General features: G+C 46.0%; 15 protein-coding genes. 13 read left to right on the forward strand and 2 right to left on the reverse strand.

The window, feature by feature from the left end; all coding sequences use genetic code 11:
* Positions 1-37: 37 nt before the first annotated feature.
* On the forward strand, positions 38-2,902 hold the full coding sequence (locus tag gpAD87_RS03775; protein WP_064636349.1) for a ComEC/Rec2 family competence protein: 2,865 nt from the start codon (positions 38-40) through the stop codon (positions 2,900-2,902).
* Between the two features lie 631 nt (positions 2,903-3,533).
* Here the strand turns inward: gpAD87_RS03775 and gpAD87_RS03780 are convergent.
* The gene (locus gpAD87_RS03780) at positions 3,534-3,836 is read right to left on the reverse strand and encodes a hypothetical protein (protein ID WP_053781298.1); all 303 of its coding nucleotides are present in this window, start codon (positions 3,834-3,836) and stop codon (positions 3,534-3,536) included.
* A 349-nt stretch (positions 3,837-4,185) separates the two neighbouring features.
* Here gpAD87_RS03780 and gpAD87_RS03785 point away from each other — a divergent pair, with 349 nt between their 5' ends.
* From gpAD87_RS03785 to holA, 3 genes are all read left to right on the forward strand, one after another.
* The gene (locus gpAD87_RS03785; protein WP_024628507.1) at positions 4,186-4,734 is read left to right on the forward strand and encodes an RNA polymerase sigma factor; all 549 of its coding nucleotides are present in this window, start codon (positions 4,186-4,188) and stop codon (positions 4,732-4,734) included.
* Complete coding sequence (locus tag gpAD87_RS03790; protein ID WP_064636351.1) at positions 4,731-5,990, forward strand: anti-sigma factor family protein; 1,260 nt, start codon at positions 4,731-4,733, stop codon at positions 5,988-5,990. The genes gpAD87_RS03785 and gpAD87_RS03790 overlap by 4 nt, the downstream gene beginning before the upstream one ends.
* 258 nt (positions 5,991-6,248) lie before the next feature.
* Complete coding sequence (gene holA / locus gpAD87_RS03795) at positions 6,249-7,265, forward strand: DNA polymerase III subunit delta (protein ID WP_064636353.1); 1,017 nt, start codon at positions 6,249-6,251, stop codon at positions 7,263-7,265.
* A gap of 166 nt (positions 7,266-7,431) precedes the next feature.
* Here the strand turns inward: holA and rpsT are convergent, their stop codons facing one another.
* Positions 7,432-7,704 (reverse strand): 30S ribosomal protein S20, encoded by a 273-nt coding sequence (gene rpsT, locus gpAD87_RS03800; RefSeq protein WP_024628504.1) that lies wholly within the window; start codon positions 7,702-7,704, stop codon positions 7,432-7,434.
* 175 nt (positions 7,705-7,879) lie between these two features.
* On the opposite strand from rpsT, the gene gpr reads away from it, so the two are divergent.
* The 9 genes from gpr to dnaK all read left to right on the forward strand — a co-directional run bounded on the left by gpr (position 7,880) and on the right by dnaK (position 18,605).
* Positions 7,880-8,881, forward strand: a complete 1,002-nt coding sequence (gene gpr / locus gpAD87_RS03805; protein ID WP_063567283.1) for a GPR endopeptidase — start codon at positions 7,880-7,882, stop codon at positions 8,879-8,881.
* Positions 8,882-9,041: 160 nt separating this feature from the next.
* Positions 9,042-10,337 (forward strand): stage II sporulation protein P, encoded by a 1,296-nt coding sequence (locus gpAD87_RS03810; protein WP_064636355.1) that lies wholly within the window; start codon positions 9,042-9,044, stop codon positions 10,335-10,337.
* A gap of 62 nt (positions 10,338-10,399) precedes the next feature.
* Entirely contained in the window at positions 10,400-10,759 is a 360-nt protein-coding gene (locus gpAD87_RS03815; RefSeq protein WP_064636358.1) for a hypothetical protein, read from the forward strand.
* 146 nt (positions 10,760-10,905) lie between these two features.
* Positions 10,906-12,720, forward strand: coding sequence for a translation elongation factor 4 (gene lepA, locus gpAD87_RS03820; RefSeq protein WP_064636361.1), 1,815 nt, complete (start codon positions 10,906-10,908; stop codon positions 12,718-12,720).
* 211 nt (positions 12,721-12,931) lie between these two features.
* Positions 12,932-14,116, forward strand: coding sequence for a radical SAM family heme chaperone HemW (gene hemW / locus gpAD87_RS03825; protein WP_024628499.1), 1,185 nt, complete (start codon positions 12,932-12,934; stop codon positions 14,114-14,116).
* A gap of 117 nt (positions 14,117-14,233) precedes the next feature.
* The gene (locus tag gpAD87_RS03830) at positions 14,234-14,704 is read left to right on the forward strand and encodes an N-acetyltransferase (RefSeq protein WP_063567287.1); all 471 of its coding nucleotides are present in this window, start codon (positions 14,234-14,236) and stop codon (positions 14,702-14,704) included.
* A 253-nt stretch (positions 14,705-14,957) separates the two neighbouring features.
* Complete coding sequence (hrcA, locus tag gpAD87_RS03835) at positions 14,958-15,989, forward strand: heat-inducible transcriptional repressor HrcA (protein WP_062328691.1); 1,032 nt, start codon at positions 14,958-14,960, stop codon at positions 15,987-15,989.
* Positions 15,990-16,028: 39 nt separating this feature from the next.
* Entirely contained in the window at positions 16,029-16,604 is a 576-nt protein-coding gene (grpE, locus tag gpAD87_RS03840) for a nucleotide exchange factor GrpE (RefSeq protein WP_064636363.1), read from the forward strand.
* 156 nt (positions 16,605-16,760) lie between these two features.
* On the forward strand, positions 16,761-18,605 hold the full coding sequence (gene dnaK / locus gpAD87_RS03845; protein ID WP_064636366.1) for a molecular chaperone DnaK: 1,845 nt from the start codon (positions 16,761-16,763) through the stop codon (positions 18,603-18,605).
* Positions 18,606-18,624: the final 19 nt, after the last annotated feature.

The raw sequence follows: 18,624 nt of genomic DNA on the forward strand, positions 1-18,624 counted from the left end.
CTGCGTTCATGTGGGTGACACAAAGGAGGGGGAGAAAATGAAAGGCAGGCCTTTACTGGTATTTACCGTCTGCTGGTTATGCGGTAGTGGGATGGCATGTGCATTATCGGGTTGGTCCTTGATCGTGGGAATGATCGGGGCATTCGTTTGTCTGCCACTTTTACTACGATGGATTGATATACGCGGTTGGTCCATCTTGTTACTGATTGGAGCACTCGTTGGGGGTGCAGTGCATTGGGAATGGAATGATGCGCAGAATCGGAGCAGTCTGCCCGATATCACACAAACCGATGCGGAGGATTTGGACGGTTATGCAGCTACCTTTGAAGGTAAGCTTATGTCTGATGTACGCATAGATGGGGATCGGGCCGATTTTGAAATGCAGGTCACGTCGATGCTTCCGTTCTCCGATGCATCAACAGCAGCAGTTTCGGAAGGGCGAACTGTGCCTAATGTGAGAGAACATCTAATGGTCCAAGTTCGTCTAGCTGAGGAAGAAGAACAACAAGTAGCAGCGGGGTGGAAGCGAGGAGATTCGATCACGTTGACGGGTGCGCTTGCGCTTCCCGGCGAAGCTAGAAATTTTGGTGGGTTTGACTATCGAAATTACTTAAGGACTCTTCATATCCATTGGTTGTTTAAAGTGAAGGGGGCCAGTTCAGTAACCACTGTTCCTCCTGAAGGGATGGGAAAATTCAATATCCTTCGGTGGAATGACATCGTCAGGCATAAGCTTGGCGCAGCAGTAGAACAGATATTTCCCGAACCTCATGCGGGCTATATGAAAGGTCTGATTATCGGGATGGCTAATGACATCGATCCGGATACATATGGACAATTTTCACAGCTTGGTTTAACTCATATCTTGGCGATCTCCGGAACACATGTCGCGGTGTATGTGGCATCCCTGCTGCTCCTTTTATCCTGGCTTAGGTTAACCCGAGAAACCTCGCTCACCATTGTGTTGCTGCTAATACCTGCATATGTATTGTTGTCTGGCGGTTCGCCATCGGTGATTCGTGCGGGTATCATGTCGATGATTGGCTTGTATATGGCACGGCGTGGCCTTGCCAGGGACGGATTGCAGATGATCAGTGCAGCGGCGTTGTTGATGATGTGGTGGAACCCGTATTTTTTACTAAGCGTGAGCTTCCAATTATCTTTTCTGGTAACAGCCGGACTGATGATTTATATGCCACTGATTAATCGGATATTTAGCAGTTGGCCCAAGGGACTTGCAGCAACAGCTTCTGTGACGGTAACAGCACAACTCATTTCTTTTCCGGTCACGATTCTGTATTTCAACCAGTTTTCACTGCTTTCATTTGTCGCAAACTTCCTGCTTGTATCTTTGATTAGTGCCATTGTACTTCCTCTGGGAACGGTCGCTCTGATTTTATCGTTTCTTTGGATGCCTCTGGTTAAACCATTGGCGTGGATTGCTATTATGCTGAACAAATTGACCTTTGTAAGTGTGGAGTGGATGAATAGTTTGCCTGGTTTTGTGTTGATCTGGGCTACCCCATCGCTACTTTGGATTGCAGCATATTATGCCGTTCTCTATACACTTTTGCGGATCCTTCATCGCGGTCGAGGTGACCAGCCTGTAGTTCAGGGCACAGAAGAGGATACGGCTCCGCTGGATCGCCGATTTGTTGGGGGAACGCCTAAAGCGGCTCTGGGGCTGTCTGGGTTGTCTAATGTATCATCACAAGGATTAAACAAAGGTGGACGTGAAGCTAGTCCTGGTTCGATGACAACATTAAGCGCAAGTATTGCCTGGCCGGAATATACCAGTGCATTTGCTGCGCGTGGGGCGGGTTTTTACTCTGGTGAACGGATGAACGTCTTCCACAAATGGATGTGTGCGCTGCTGGCTCTCAGCTTTGTGGTGGGATTATGGTGGGCATACCAGACACCGCAGCCTGCGGGGACAGGAGTGGTGCAGTTTTTGGATATCGGACAAGGGGACAGTACACTTATTACAACACCTGAAGGTAAACATATTTTGGTCGATGGTGGAGGTACAGTCCAATTCGGGAAGTCTGAACAATCCTGGAAGACACGGCGCGATCCATACGAAGTAGGAGCCAAGGTGGTCGTTCCTTTATTGAAAAAGCGGGGCATTCATCGGTTGGACGCCGTAATCGTAACCCATGCCGATCAGGATCATGCCGGGGGATTGCAGGCTGTGCTCGAACAGATCCCGGTGGAACGATTCATGTTCAATGGGACAACCAGCGGTACAGCCAATTTTGAGAAATTGCTGGATACCGTTATAGACAAGCGGATACCGTTATATGCGATTCGCCAAGGGATGTCTTACGCTCCGGATGGAGAAACCAGATTGCATTTTATATATCCGGATCTGGAGAAGGCGATGGACACAGGAGAAAGATTACCCGTATCGGAACATCAGAATCATGATTCGGTTGTCTTTATGCTGGAAATGGCAGGCGCCTCCTTATTGTTCACGGGAGACATGGATGCTGCAGCCGAGCAGGATCTGCTCTTTATGATTCAGGATGGGTCGCTTGCAGCCTCGTTTGGACAATACGATGCGGATGCTACGTTAGCAGATGTTTCTGTTCAGGAGATGTTCACACGTCACTCGGGGGAGAATCATGAGGAGGTTCCTGTCACCATAGATGTATTAAAAGTCGCACATCACGGTAGCAAAACATCGTCAACGGAAGCTTGGTTGAAGTACTGGAATGCATCTGCATCCGTGATCTCTGCAGGGGCCAACAATACATATGGACATCCCAATCCTGGGGTGCTTGAACGTCTTGTAGATTCGGGTGCAGACATCTATCGAACTGATCAAATGGGGGAGATTCAGATGAAGATCAAAGATGGGAAGGTTGATGTACGCTATAAATTGACGATGGATGATTCATGAATTTTTGTGGGAGTTGGCTAAAATGGATTACTCTCTTGCTTTTGAAATACCAACTATTAAGCTAATTATAGTCGCACTGAATAAGTTAATCGTGTGATCGATTTGATCCCAAGTTTTATGGCGTATTATCATATTGAATACAATAAATGATAGACTACAGAGTAGAAAAAATCCTAGGAAGTATTTTAAAAAGGTTCTCAAATTCATTTAATCTGCCTCATATCTGCTTAGAAATGTTGTTGCGCCGTTGTGAGTTTTAATTCGTGTGTGCGGCTTGAATTACTATAAAAATAGTTTTCGGTTTTCCTTTAGTTGTCTGATTTCGCTCCTCTACGCACCTATATTTTCTATTTTAAGTTATAAAGTGGGATTAATTATGCTATTTATGTGAAATTAATGTAAAAAGTTGTTTCTTTCGTGAAAGATGCGTAATACTTCTGTGTTCATCATGTTCGCTCAAGAAAGATAAAAACCCACACATTCCCAATCCACAACTGCTTGTCATGTATAAATTTTCTGTATGAAGTACATCATTTGCTCGTAGAATGAAACCAAAAGCCCGCTTTCCGGTATACTCCTCGGGGAGAATGCCGGAAAGCGGGCTAATTTTGGAATGACTTATAACAACGAATTATTCAACGCCATCTTTGAAGTGTTTACTCCAATGTTTGTCGCCTTTGTGCAACAGATCTTCTACGGTTTTCTCAAGCGTCAGCAACAGCTGTGCTCGTACATCAAGCACGGTTTCTCTGTACAAGCGTTCTTCCGATCCGACGATTTTATCGCCGTATAATGCCTGTGCAGCGGTGTATTTCCGATGTTCCTCAACCAGGGTATCAATAGACTGCAAAGCATGTTCCACAAAATGGGATATGCTTTGATATTCTTTGGGCATTTGTTCTTTTAACGCTTGAATTTTTGCAAGAGCTGGCATGCTCATCACCTCGTGTTATGAATGTAAATTTACAATACACTGTTTTCATGAAAATTACATTAAAACGAGCTTAAATTTGTACAAAATTTGAACTTTTTTATTTTCAATGCTATAAGTGTTGTTAGCTATAATGTATGCCATTGTAATAAAATTGAGTCGTGTAAGTACTGGAATGACTTTTGAGCTGGCTTGATGACTCGTTATGCAATTTCTGTTATTCTAAGAGAAGATTTCAGCGGCCCCAATACATAAGCCGTTATTTTGTTATGGCAATAAAAAAAATACTTAACTTTGCAACAATTTTATTGATGGTCACGTCTGTAAGGTTGCAGGGAGAGGGGGATCCTTTGTGGTAGAGCCGGAACTCATCAGAGCCGCTCAATCGGGCGATCGCGACGCTCTAATTACCCTATTGCGGGACATTGAACAGCATGTTTATCGGACCGCATATTACATTCTAAATAATGAACAAGACGCTTTGGATGCTGCTCAGGAAGCGTTGATCCGAATTTACACCAAGATTAATTCATATGAGGAAAAGGCCCAGTTTAAGACATGGGTTCAGCGCATCGTCACGAATATCTGTATTGATAAATTCAGAAGAACCAAGCCCTCCGTCTCCATTGACGAGCATGATATGGTTTTTCAGGACAATCAGGATGTGGAATTCGAAGTGATGTCCACGTATGTGGCAAAGGATATTCAGGATGCCATTAACAAGCTGCCTGAGCATCATCGTACCGTTATTGTTCTAAGATATTTGCAGGACTTATCCTATAACGAAATTGCGGATTGCCTCGATCTTCCGTTGAATACGGTTAAATCTTATTTATTTAGAGCCAGACAGCAATTACAGAATCTACTACAGGAGTATCAGAAAGGTGGTGTGACAGGATGAAATGCGAAGAGGTGGTGGAATGGATGCACCGGTATCTGGATCATGATCTGGGCGAGGCGGAAACTGCGCAGATGCTACAGCATGTGGCCCAATGCGCGGAGTGCGCCGAAAATTTTAGTTTGCTCAGAGCTCTCTCCAGAGAACTGGAAGATTTGCCGCAGGTAACCCCGAGATTCAGTCTGGTTGATGCCATTATGCCGCAACTGGATGCAATCGATGAAGCGAAAAGGGAACAAAGCAGTACCATACAGGAAATGAGTCCTGTCCCTGCTGCATTTGAGAATTTACAGCGTTCAAGTGAGCGGAAACCGAAGCAAAAATGGTTGAATTCTATGGCGGGCCGGATGTCCATGGGCGCAGCAGCAGCCGCTGTTGTACTGGGCGTTGCCATTTTTGGATATCAGCCAGAGAAGATTGAAAATGCAGAAATGATAATGAGCACGGGCAGTACCCAAGAAGGCGGGAATGAGGATCAAAATCCACTGAGCAGAGAGATCAACAATGAAGATTCTTCCTCCTCACTACAGAGCGATAACAGTGTGTGGGTCGATAGTTCGGAAAGTCAGCCATCCGCTGAAGATAAACAAGCTCAAGAGGTTGGTCCTGAAGAAAAGGGTTCAGAAAAGGTGCAGGAACCAGAATTGAAGGAAGACCAACCTTCTAAACAGCCAGATACTGGATCAGAATTGAACAAGAGTGATGCAACGAAAAACGCCCCTTCCAGTTCCAATCCTGCCGATAGTACCAAGAGTGCAGATCAGCAAAAAAGTCAGGGTTCAGGAGCTGCTACCGGACCTTCGGCAGGTTCTACTGAGAGCGGAGCAACGGAGCCTGAAAATGGGGATGCACAATCATTCACTACTTCTCAGGATATGCCTGATGTTAAGGTAGAAGAGCCAACAGAGGGCGTGACGAGTCCTGATTCCGAGACAGGCATGGATGCAGCGGGAGGAAATAAGGGATTGGCTGCCACGGATTCAGGTGCACTTGCCACGACGACTCCAAAAGAATGGAAGTCACCCGATGGCTCCTATCTGGTCATGCTGCTCGGCGATCAGATCAGCATTTACTCTAAACCTGCCGCTGACCCGGATGTGCTTAATCTGGTCGAGCAACGTAGTGTGGAGGGTACACTAAAATCTGCGAGCTGGTCCAAGGATAGCACCGTATTTAATTACGAGACAGATCAAGATGGGACAACAGTGAAGAAATCGTTTAATGTGTTCACTGGTTCAAGCGGGGCCTCTGGCAAATAGGCTGTAAATTATACGTTTGGCCTCAAGACTTGCCGAACATTTCTGTTGTATCAAGAATATATTGAAAGTAACAACAACGTCCTATCTCAGTTGGCATAACTGACGTCGTATGACCGCGCACCAGCTTTTTCTAGAATTGTTGGTGTCAGCGTTTATATAGATGTAGGACAGGGGGCCTTCATCCGTTAACCGGATGTAAGGCCCCTTTGTTGTCTGTCACGTTTTCTGGTAGGATAAGAGGGATAAGGGGGCACCGTGATGGATGTAAAGAGTGCGACAAAGGCAATACGTAATGGAGAAACGGCTCCGGTATATGTGCTGTACGGAACGGAGAAGTACCAGATACAGAAATTTACGGATATGTTAAAACAACAGGTAATTGAAGAAGAACACCGAGAATTTGCGATAATTCCATATGATCTCTCTGAGACACCTGTGGAGGTGGTCATTGAAGAAGCGGAGACGGTTCCTTTTCTTGTTCCACGTAAACTCATTATCGTTCGCGATGCTAATTTGTTTACAGCAGGCAAGGATTCCAAAATTGATCACCAGATTGAACGGCTGCTTACATATATGGACAATCCGGCAGATTATAGTACTATTGTGTTTCTGGCCCAAGGGGATAAGCTGGATGAGCGTAAAAAACTAGTCAAGGCAGCCAAGAAACAAGCCGTTGTCCTTGCGTTCGCTCCGCTAAGTGGTGAAGAGCTGCTGGGTTGGATTGTAAAGCTGGCGAAGCAACGGGATGTATCTTTTGAGACTGGAGCGGCTGATACGCTTGTGAGTTATGCAGGAACAGGCTTGCAGACGTTATCTGCGGAAGTGGACAAATTGTGTTTGTTCGCTGGTAACGGAGGCACGATTAAACGCGCGGATATCGAATCACTGGTGGCGCGAAGTACCGAGCAGAATGTGTTTGCGTTGGTGGAGGAGCTTGCTAACTTGAGATTAGAGAAGGCTTTGGGTCTTTTTTATGAGTTGCTGAAGCAGCGTGAAGAACCGATTAAAATTGCAGCGTTGATTGCCCGTCAATTCCGAATTATGATCCAGGTAAAAGAGTTAGGGCAGCAGAGTTACTCCCAACAGCAGATTGCCAGCCAGCTTGGTCTGCATCCGTATGCTGTCAAAATTGCTGGTGAACAGGCTCGCAAGTTTCAGGCAGAACGTTTGAGGCTAATTCTGAGTCATCTCAGTGAACTGGATTGTCAGATGAAGACCGGGGCAGTGGATAAAGTGCTCGGACTGGAGCTTTTCTTGTTAAGGCTCGGTGCTTAAACTTAGATATAACTGTAACACAAAGCGGCCTCTATTCCGTTGATGGTGAGATCATCGGAATAGAGGCCGCCCCTTTTGAATGAGTGCTTATAGAATCAGATACTAAAAAATCCTGAAAGCTCGTGCTGTTCAGGATTTTTCCATTAGATCGTATAAGTAACGCTTCTTACGCTTGTGCGGAAAGAGCGTTCAGTTTTTTCGCCAAGCGAGACTTTTTGCGGGCTGCAGCATTTTTATGAACCAGACCTTTAGTTACAGCCTTGTCCAGCTTTTTGGAAGCAGCTTGAATCGCAGCTTTTGCAGTATCAACTTCGTTACTTACCAGAGCAGCATCAGCAGCTTTAACAGCTGTACGGAGTGCAGATTTCTGGGAAGCGTTGAGTGCGCGGCGCTTGTCGCTCGTTTTTACGCGTTTAACAGCGGATTTGATGTTTGGCATTACATTCACCTCCTGTAAGGCATTTGCATGAATACAAACGTTTCACAACTTAAAATATTCTAGCACGGTGGCATGCAAATTGCAACAGATTTTCCTATGATGTTCGATAGTGCTGCATAAAGCACACCATTTTCCCACACAATATGCTCAAATGCGGTAAGGGAGGCAGGGACAGATGACACTGGATTTGCAAAATTATGCAGTTCGTACCGACTTGGCAATTGACTCCAAGGAGATGGCTCAGGGGGGGCAGAAACAGACGATTCCCGGGCTGCGGGAGGATGTGGATGAGAAAGACGGTATCAAAATCACACGTATTGATGTGCTTGATGATGCAGCCGCTACAGCAATTGGGCGTGTAAAGGGGCACTATGTCACTTTGGAGGTTCCATCGCTTCGTAACGGGGATACCGATCTTCAGGAGCGGGTGGCGGCAGAATTCACGCGAGAGATGGAAGATTTTTTGGCCAAAGCGGGAATTAACAAGACTTCCAAGGTGCTGATTGTGGGTTTGGGCAACCTGAACGTCACGCCTGATTCACTTGGTCCGCTGGTAGTGGAGAATCTGATGGTTACCCGTCAGTATTTTGAGCTGGTTCCGGATCAGGTTGCACCCGGTTATCGAGAAGTCAGTGCTATTGCGCCAGGTGTGCTGGGTACGACGGGTATAGAATCGAGTGACATCGTACAAGCGATCGTGGATCGAACGAAACCGGATGCAATCATTGCGATTGATGCGCTGGCTTCACGCTCCCTCGAACGTGTTAATACAACGATTCAAGTGGCAGACATCGGCATTCATCCTGGCTCAGGAATTGGGAACAAGCGACGTGGACTTACACGTGAAATATTGGGTGTTCCCTGCATTGCCATCGGTGTACCTACCGTATGTTATGCGTCAACCATCGTGAATAACGTCATCGAAATGATGCGTACTCATTTTCGGCAAGAGACCGACCAAACGAAACAGATTATGGGCATGCTGGACGATATCGGCGAAAATGACCGTCTCAGTTTGGTAAAAGAGGTACTGGAGCCACTAGGTCATGATCTGATCGTTACCCCCAAAGAAATCGACGAATTTGTCGAAGATATTGCCAATATTATTGCAACCGGTCTGAATGCCGCGCTCCATGATGCGGTAAATGCTGAGAATGTAGCTGCCTACACCCATTAATTAACATTTGAAATTTAAATGCTTGAGACTCCTGTGAAGAAGGTCCGAATCTATCGGACTTTCTTTTTTTGTGCAATCTTCTTTTTCCTGTTCTATCAAATCTGGCAGGCTCATAGAGTTGAAGTATAAGCGTTGTCCAGCAGGGAAGGAGACAGAAGCAATGAACAAAATATTGGCCTGGAATATTGGTAAATGGAAAAAGAGATGTTTGCACGTGCTGGCCATGGGCCGTACGTTGTTGTTGCTTATGATCATATCTGCTTTGTTTTTTGTTGTACTCGGTCTAGGGGGGATGGCAGAGAAACGTTTGAATAGCTCACCCGTTTCTTCTATGAAAGGGTTTGCGGGAGCCGTATCAAGCAGTTTTTTTGTGGACATGCTCGGCATGGAAATGCCGCATCTAACTCAGAAGGAACAAGCCTCTGCATTTTCTGGTGAAAATCTGACTTCGTTTGTGTTCCAACTGCTGACGAATGTGAATCCGCAAGACCCCAAAAGCCTGATCGCTAGAGAAATGCCTGGCATGGGTTCCAATCAACCTGTACTGCTGCGACCGGGCTCGGGAAATGAAAAAGCTGAAGCTCCAGAAGATTATCAGCCGGGTCCTGGACTCATTGATACGGCATCGGCAGGCGGAGGGAAATCAGGTGGCGAGCAGCATATCCCACCAGGTCAGGATAACCCCGATCCATCTGATCCGCAGAATCCGGGTGATGGCGAAGTAAAGGGTGATCCCCCACCGAAGAGTGGCGGTAAAGATGAACCAAGCAAACCAACGACAGGAAAAAAAGCGATTCTTGTCTACCATTCCCATCCACGTGAAGGATACAATCCTCTCTTGGGCACAAAGAGTGACAATCCTTCTTCTGGTAAATCGACGGGCAATGTTTTTCAAGTGGGAACCTACTTATCCGACAGTTTGGAGAAGCTGGGGATTGGGGTGGAGCATGCACAGGAAGATTATCCGACCAAGGTGAAGGATTATAACTGGAATTATTCCTATAAATACTCTCGTCAGACGGTGAAAACTGCACTCGCTCAAAATGACGATCTTACGTATCTCATCGATATCCACCGTGACTCACAACGTCATAACAAAACAACGACGACCATTAATAATCTGGGTTATGCCAAAGTATATTTTATTATAGGACATGAGAATCCAAACTGGCAGCAGAATGAGGCCTTTGCGGCCAAAATTCATAAGAAGCTGGAAGCGAAATATCCAGGGGTATCTCGGGGCGTATGGGGCAAGGACGGCGGCGGGGCCAACAATGGTGAATACAACCAGACGCTTTCTCCCAACAGCATTTTGATTGAGATTGGCGGCATCGACAATACGGCTGCTGAACTGGAGCGGACATCCAAAGTACTCGCCGACATGATTGCAGAGGTGTACTGGAATGATCAGAAGGTGGACAAAGCGAGTGCGGAAAAGACATCACAAGGTGGCTAGTATTCCTGATATGGAATAATAGAAGAATCCAAGAATCGAAGATAAAACAGGAGGCGAGGAACGTGTCCAGATTCGGCAAAAGATTGTTTTCCATCTGTGTATTAATGTTGCTGGGTGTTCTGTTTGGAATGCAGCTGGCAGGCAGCAGTTTTAATAGGGGCGATAATTCGACTGACAACCCTGCAGTGGTGAAAACTGAGCCGGTGTCACCGGCTACCGAGTCTGTTCCGACCGCGGTGGTACAACAGGAGGTCAAAGAACCCCCAGTGGTACCTGTTCTGTCACCGAGTCAGGTGCTTGGCGCAGAGCAGAGCAAAGCACCGGTCGACGTGCTGGCTGACAAAACGGCAGGTCTTCTTCAAAATCTGTCCCATAACGGAATGAAGTGGGTAGTATCCTTATTTAGCGGAGTCGCTGAATAAAAGGTTATGAAAAACAGGCAAAATAAACCCTTGGGAGTTCGCAATTGTGACGATAATTATAAAGTTGAGGCAACGCGGGATTGATGCACCCTGCATCAACTGTTATAATGAAGTGATTGACACTAGGCTGTTTCTGGGGGTAAGGAATGACTGACATTCGGGCAAGACAACGTAAAATTCGTAACTTTTCAATTATTGCACATATAGATCACGGCAAATCAACACTTGCGGACCGGATCTTGGAGTACACAGGTGCGCTAACTACACGTGAAATGCAAGAACAAGTATTGGACCAAATGGAACTTGAACGCGAACGTGGAATTACGATCAAGCTGCAGGCGGTAGCGCTGACTTACAAAGCCGATGACGGCGAAGAGTATCTGTTGAATCTGATTGATACGCCTGGACACGTAGACTTCACGTATGAAGTATCACGCAGCCTTGCTGCATGTGAAGGTGCTTTGCTGGTTGTGGATGCGGCTCAGGGTATTGAAGCCCAGACGCTGGCTAACGTGTACCTGGCATTAGATAATGATCTTGAAATTTTACCGGTAATCAACAAAATTGACCTTCCAAGTGCTGACCCGGATCGGGTTAAACAGGAAGTGGAAGATGTCATTGGATTGGATACAAGTAATGCGGTTTTGGCTTCAGCCAAAGCGGGAATTGGTATCAAAGAAATTCTGGAGCAAGTAGTGCTAAGTGTTCCAGCTCCACAAGGTGATCCTGACCAGCCTTTGAAAGCGCTGATTTTTGACTCTCACTATGACCCGTACAAAGGCGTAATTGTATACGTGCGTGTTATCGACGGCAAGATTAAATCAGGTTCCAAAATCAAAATGATGGCAACAGGTAAATCCTTTGAAGTTATTGAAGTTGGAGCTTTCAAACCGCGTATGACGATCGTGGACGAGCTGAACGTGGGCGATGTAGGGTTTATCGTTGCAGGTATTCGGCATGTAGGCGATACTCAAGTCGGGGATACGGTAACAGATGCCAAAAATCCAACACTTGAAGCTTTGCCGGGCTACCGCAAAATTAATCCAATGGTTTACTGCGGTCTCTATCCGATTGAAACATCGGATTATATTGATCTGCGTGAAGCACTGGAGAAATTGCAGTTGAACGATGCGTCGCTCAGCTTTGAGCCTGAGACTTCTAGTGCACTCGGTTTTGGATTCCGTTGCGGATTCCTTGGTTTGCTACACATGGATGTTATCCAGGAGCGGATCGAGCGTGAATTCAACATTCCGTTGATCACAACCGCACCAAGTGTAATCTACCACGTGACCTTGACGAATGGTGAAGTGATGAAAATTGACAACCCATCCAACTATCCTGAGGTAGGGCGGATTGATTATGTCGAAGAACCATACGTTAAGGCAGCCATTATCGTACCGAATGATTATGTAGGTACTATTATGGAGCTGTGCCAGAATAAACGCGGCGAATATGTGAATATGGAATATTTGGACACAACCCGGGTTACCATTACGTATGAGATCCCGTTGTCCGAGATTGTATATGACTTCTTCGACCAGTTGAAATCAAGCACCAAAGGTTATGCATCCTTGGATTACGAGTTATCTGGTTACCGTCAGTCCAATCTGGCGAAAATGGACATTGTGCTCAATGGCGAACAGGTCGATGCCCTGTCCTTCATCGTTCACCGTGACCGTGCGTACAACCGCGGACGCATTATCTGTGAGAAGCTGCGTGAGCTGATTCCACGGCAAATGTTCGAGGTGCCAATCCAGGCATCTGTAGGTACCAAAGTTGTAGCTCGTGAAACGGTAAAAGCAATGCGTAAAAACGTACTTGCCAAGTGTTATGGCGGTGACATCTCGCGGAAACGGAAACTGCTTGAGAAGCAGAAGGAAGGTAAGAAGCGGATGAAGCAGGTTGGTAACGTAGAGGTGCCGCAGGAAGCGTTCATGGCGGTGCTGAAAATTGATGATTAATAATTCAATTTTGGGTACAACACAGAATGTGTGTATCAAAATTGAATTGTAAGACGTTTGCTTGCAAACGCGGGTACAGCACAAATGTGTGTATTCAAACTAGATTAAAGACGTTTGCTCGCAAGCGTAGGTACAACACAGAATAACCAATAAACCAAGCTGAAAGGGAAGCCGGATGGCTTTCCTTTTTTCAAATAGAGGGGGACTTGCCATGACATTGGCAGCACACAGCCGGAAAACAGGTGCACCCCAAGCGGTGTATCTTCACATTCCCTTTTGCACAAATAAATGTTTCTACTGCGATTTTAACTCCTATGTATTGAAGGACCAGCCTGTTATGCAATACCTTGAAGCGCTGGAACGGGAGATGGAACACACGGTTAAAGCGAATCCGCCGGGAGAAATCAAAACCATATTTGTGGGCGGCGGTACGCCGACTGCACTGAAACCGGACGAAATGGCCGTATTCCTGAAGTCCGTTAAAACCTATTTCCCCAATTGGGCAGATGATATTGAGTTTTCAATGGAAGCTAACCCAGGCACGACCGATGCGGAGAAACTCGCCGTTATGAAAGAAGGCGGAGTGAACCGCGTCAGCTTTGGGGTACAGGCTTTTCAAAATGATCTGCTGACAGGTATTGGCCGGATTCATAATACAGATGATGTATACCGCAGTTTGGAAAATGCCCGAGCAGCTGGATTGCATAATTTGTCCATTGACCTGATGTTTGGTTTGCCAAACCAAACCGTCGAGATGCTTAACGAGAGTATTGATAAAGCGCTGGAACTGGATCTGCCGCATTACTCCATATACAGCCTGAAGGTGGAAGAGAATACTCTTTTCCATACGTTGTATCAGAAGAACCAGCTACCGCTTCCTCATGAAGACGACGAGTTGCAAATGTATCTTCTATTAATGAAGCGTATGAAAGAAGCAGGTTACGGACAATACGAGATCAGTAACTTTGCCAAACCCGGCTTCGAGAGCCGTCACAATATCACGTACTGGCGTAATGAGGACTATTACGGTCTGGGTGCAGGTGCACATGGATATGTAGGCCGCGAACGCCATATGAATATAAAAGGCATAAACCCGTATGTGGAAGCTTCCAAAGGAGGTCTGCCGCGTCTCGATCATTTTGAGATCAGCCGCGCCGAGGCAATGGAAGATTATCTGATGGTTGGATTGAGAATGCTGGAAGGTGCTTCATCCTCACGGTTCAGCGATCAGTTCGGGGAGCCTATGGAGGAAGTGTTTGCGAAGCCTTTGGGTAAAATGTTGAATGCAGGACTGCTGGAGAAGACGCCAGACGGCTTCCGGCTTAGTGAGCAGGGCATCCTGTTCGGAAATGACGTTTTTGCCGAGTTTATCGGGTCTATATCGCTGAATTCGTAGCTTGAAATTCTATACGCTCTGTTGTATATTTATTCATATTGATTTTACAGAGCGTGTGATTTATACAACTACGAAGTCGGCTTTCCTCTGGAAAGCTTCTTATAGGAGGAGAGCTGGATGTCGGCCATATGCAGAAAAGCCGTACCGGAAGATGTTGAACCATTATTTGAAATGATTAAGGGCTATGCAGAGCGTGGGATCATGCTTCCGCGTTCACGGGAAGTACTGCAACGACAACTGGAGCACTTTGTTGTAGCAGAAGTGAATGGTCAGGTTGTAGGCTGTGGATCTCTCTGCCGTCTGGGAAATGATCTGGTGGAAGTCAGATCACTCGGCATCTCCGAAGGCCACAAAGGCATGGGTATTGGCTCACTGCTGCTGGACCGTCTGGTAGAGGAAGCGGAGAAACAGCAAATTCCCAAGGTCATGGCATTGACATATGAAGTATCCTTTTTTCTCAAAAACGGTTTTGCCGTGGTGAATAAGGAGATTTTCCCAGAGAAAGTATGGACCGACTGTGTTCATTGCAGCAAGCAGGATTGCTGTGATGAGATTGCTGTATTGAAAGAGTTGAATATTTCAGCCTGATAAATGAATGAACCGTATGGATTGAGCCGAGTATACTCTATCTCACCTGCGGTTCTTTTTAATTCATGAGATGTACAGTAAAGTTGTTATGTCTTGGAGACATTGGTCTATACTATAAATAGATGAGCGTACTCATGAAACTGACTTGACAATGCTCACGTCATTTTGGTATTTTTGTATTACCGCTTAGCACTCATCTAACCGGAGTGCTAACGACATGGGACAGTACAGTCAGAAGGAGGGAATACTCACCATGTTAACAGAGCGTCAACGAATGATTCTGAACGCTATAGTGGATGACTATATCCGTTCAGCTGAGCCCGTAGGGTCCCGGAGCATTTCCAAAAGGGGAGATGTTGGATACAGTCCGGCGACGATCCGTAATGAAATGGCGGACCTTGAAGATATGGGCTTTCTGGAACAGCCGCATACATCGGCTGGACGCATACCTTCTCACAAAGGCTATCGATATTATGTCGATCATTTGGTTCCCTGGAATCAGGTGGAGCCACAAGAGCTGGACGACCTGAAGTCATTTTTCGCAGAAAAGCTGAACGTGATGGAACAAGTTATTCAGCATGCCTCAGTGATTTTGTCACATATGACGAATTATACTTCGATCCTGCTTGGACCGGAAGTTTTTCACACGTCACTTCGTCATTTTCAACTGCTTCCGCTTAATGAAAGCGAGGCTGTAGCCATCATCGTAACGAACACGGGTCAGGTGGAGAACAAGACGGTTCAGATTCCACCCGAAATTTCGGTAGCGGAGATGGAGAATGTAGTTCGTTTATTAAACAGCAAGCTGGTCGGCGTGCCGATTTACAAATTGAAGTCTCGTCTCTACACCGAGCTTGGGCAAGAGATGGAACGGCATATTACACGTTATGAGGAAGTCATGCAGGTGCTGAACAGTGCCTTTGACAACGAGCATGACAATCGTCTGTTCCTTAGTGGTGCCACCAATATGTTGACCCAGCCAGAGTTTAAAGATATTGAAAAGGTAAAAGATATTCTTGACCTGCTGGATGAGACACCAACACTCATGAAATTGATGATGCCCGTGCAGGGTGGATCTGGTATTCAGGTGCGAATAGGCACCGAGAATGATCATGAAGCCTTCGCCAATTGCAGCCTGATAACGGCTTCCTACTCATTGGATGGAGAGGCTTTGGGCTCCATCGGAATTTTGGGACCTACGCGAATGGATTACGCACGTGTCATTCATATTTTAAATACATTATCCCGTGATTTGACGGCCATGCTAACGCATCGCTTCAAATAAGGGAATGAACCATTTCATTCTTATAAGGAGGTGAACATCTTGAAAGAGGAGCAATCATTCGCAGCAGAAGAACAGGAACAGCAAGCAACTACAGCAGCGGATCAGGAGCCTGTCAACGAAGCCGGAGCTGCAGAAGCGCAGGCGGAAGAGATGACAGATCAGGAGCAAGATGAGATCGCACGTTTGAAGGCGGAAGCTGAGGAACATCAACAGCGTTTTGTCCGTGCGCAAGCTGATTTTGATAACTTCCGTCGTCGTACACAAAAAGAAAAAGAAGAACTGGCGAAATACGCTTCGATGAAGCTGGTCACCGAACTGGTGCCGGTCATTGATAATTTCGAGCGTGCCATGGCTACTGTACCGGAAGGTACTGAAGTCGAGTCCTTCTCCAAAGGCATCCAAATGATCTTCCGTCAGCTGGAAACTGTGCTGAACAATGAAGGTCTGACGTCAATGGATACAGTAGGACAACCGTTTAATCCCGAATTCCACCAGGCGATCATGTCAGTGGAGAGCGACGAGTATGAAGAAGGTACCGTTGTCGAGGAAGTCCAAAAAGGCTATATGCTGAAGGATAAAGTACTTCGTCCGGCTATGGTTAAAGTTAGCTCATAATTTTTATTAAAGAATGAAGTGAGTTCACTCTTGATTGTACGATGCCACCGAAGTTTAATATAAAGGTTAGTACACACATAGAGCACGATTAGGAACAACAAATACAAATAAGGATCAATTTGATCCATTTAAATTGTCGAGGGAGGAAATTTTCCGATGAGCAAAGTAATCGGTATTGACTTAGGAACAACAAACTCATGCGTAGCAGTTATGGAAGGCGGCGAGGCTGTCGTTATTCCAAATCCGGAAGGCGCACGTACAACCCCATCCGTAGTGGGTTTCAAAAAAGACGGAGAACGTGTTGTCGGTGAAACGGCTAAACGTCAAGCGATCACGAATCCCGATCGTACTATCATGTCGATTAAACGTCATATGGGTACATCCCACAAAGAGACAATCGATAGCAAAGACTACTCCCCACAAGAGATCTCTGCAATCATCCTGCAAAAACTGAAATCCGATGCTGAAGCTTATCTGGGTCAAACGGTAACTCAAGCGGTTATCACAGTACCAGCTTACTTCAATGACAGTCAGCGTCAAGCAACAAAGGATGCAGGTAAGATCGCAGGTCTGGAAGTTCTGCGTATCGTCAACGAGCCAACAGCAGCAGCTTTGGCATACGGTATGGAGAAATCCGAAGACCAAACGATTCTCGTATATGACTTAGGTGGCGGTACATTCGACGTATCCATCCTTGAACTGGGTGACGGTTTCTTCGAAGTTAAAGCGACTAGTGGTGATAACCAACTGGGTGGCGATGACTTCGACCAAGTGATCATTGATTATCTCGTAAGTGAGTTTAAAAAAGATCAAGGTATTGACTTGAGTAAAGATAAAGCAGCGGTTCAACGTTTGAAAGATGCAGCGGAAAAAGCGAAAAAAGAACTTTCCGGCGTATTGACTACAACGATTTCCCTGCCGTTCATTACTGTGGCTGATGGCGTTCCTCAACATTTGGAGTTGAACCTGAGCCGCGCGAAATTCGAAGAAATCTCTACTGGTCTGGTTGAGCGTACGCTTGAACCAACTCGTCGTGCACTGAGTGATGCTGGAATGACAGCTAACGATATCGACAAAATCGTATTGGTTGGTGGTTCCACACGTATTCCTGCAGTACAGGAAGCAATCAAAAAACTGACAGGTAAAGAGCCTCACAAAGGTGTTAACCCGGATGAAGTTGTAGCTTTGGGTGCTGCTGTACAAGCGGGCGTACTGACAGGTGATGTGAAAGACGTTGTATTGCTTGACGTAACTCCATTGTCCCTGGGTATTGAAACTGCGGGTGGCGTATTCACTAAGATGATCGAGCGCAACACAACGATCCCTACAAGCAAATCCCAAGTATTCTCCACTTATGCAGACAACCAACCAAGCGTTGAGATTCATGTTCTGCAAGGGGAGCGTGAGATGGCAGCGGGTAACAAATCCCTCGGTCGCTTCATGCTGGGAGATATTCCACCAGCTCCACGTGGCGTTCCACAAATCGAAGTTAGCTTCGATATTGATGCCAATGGTATCGTTAACGTATCTGCAACAGACAAAGGTACAAACAAAACTCAAAAAATCACCATCACTTCTTCCAGCGGTCTGAGCGATGCTGAAGTTGAACAAATGATGAAAGATGCTGAGTTGCATGCTGAAGAAGATAAAAAACGCAAAGAACTCGTTGAAGCGAAAAACAGCGCAGATCAACTGATCTACTCTGTTGACAAAACGATCAAAGATCTTGGCGAAAAAGCAGACGCTGGTGAAGTTGAAAAAGCGAATGCTGCAAAAGAAAAACTGCAAGGCGTTCTGGCTTCCGACAATCTGGAAGACATCAAAGCCGCTACAGAAGAATTGACAGAGATCGTTCAACAACTGTCCGTAAAACTGTATGAGCAAGCACAAGCTCAAGAGCAAGCAGCTCAAGGTGCTGAAGAGCAACAAGGTTCTGCAAAACGTGACAACGTCGTAGACGCTGATTACGAAGTTGTGGATGAAGATAAAAAACAAAACTAATTCACGATTTCTAGTGAAT

Origin of the sequence: Paenibacillus sp. AD87 (genome assembly GCF_001659845.1) — a bacterium.
Taxonomy (GTDB): domain Bacteria; phylum Bacillota; class Bacilli; order Paenibacillales; family Paenibacillaceae; genus Paenibacillus; species Paenibacillus marchantiae.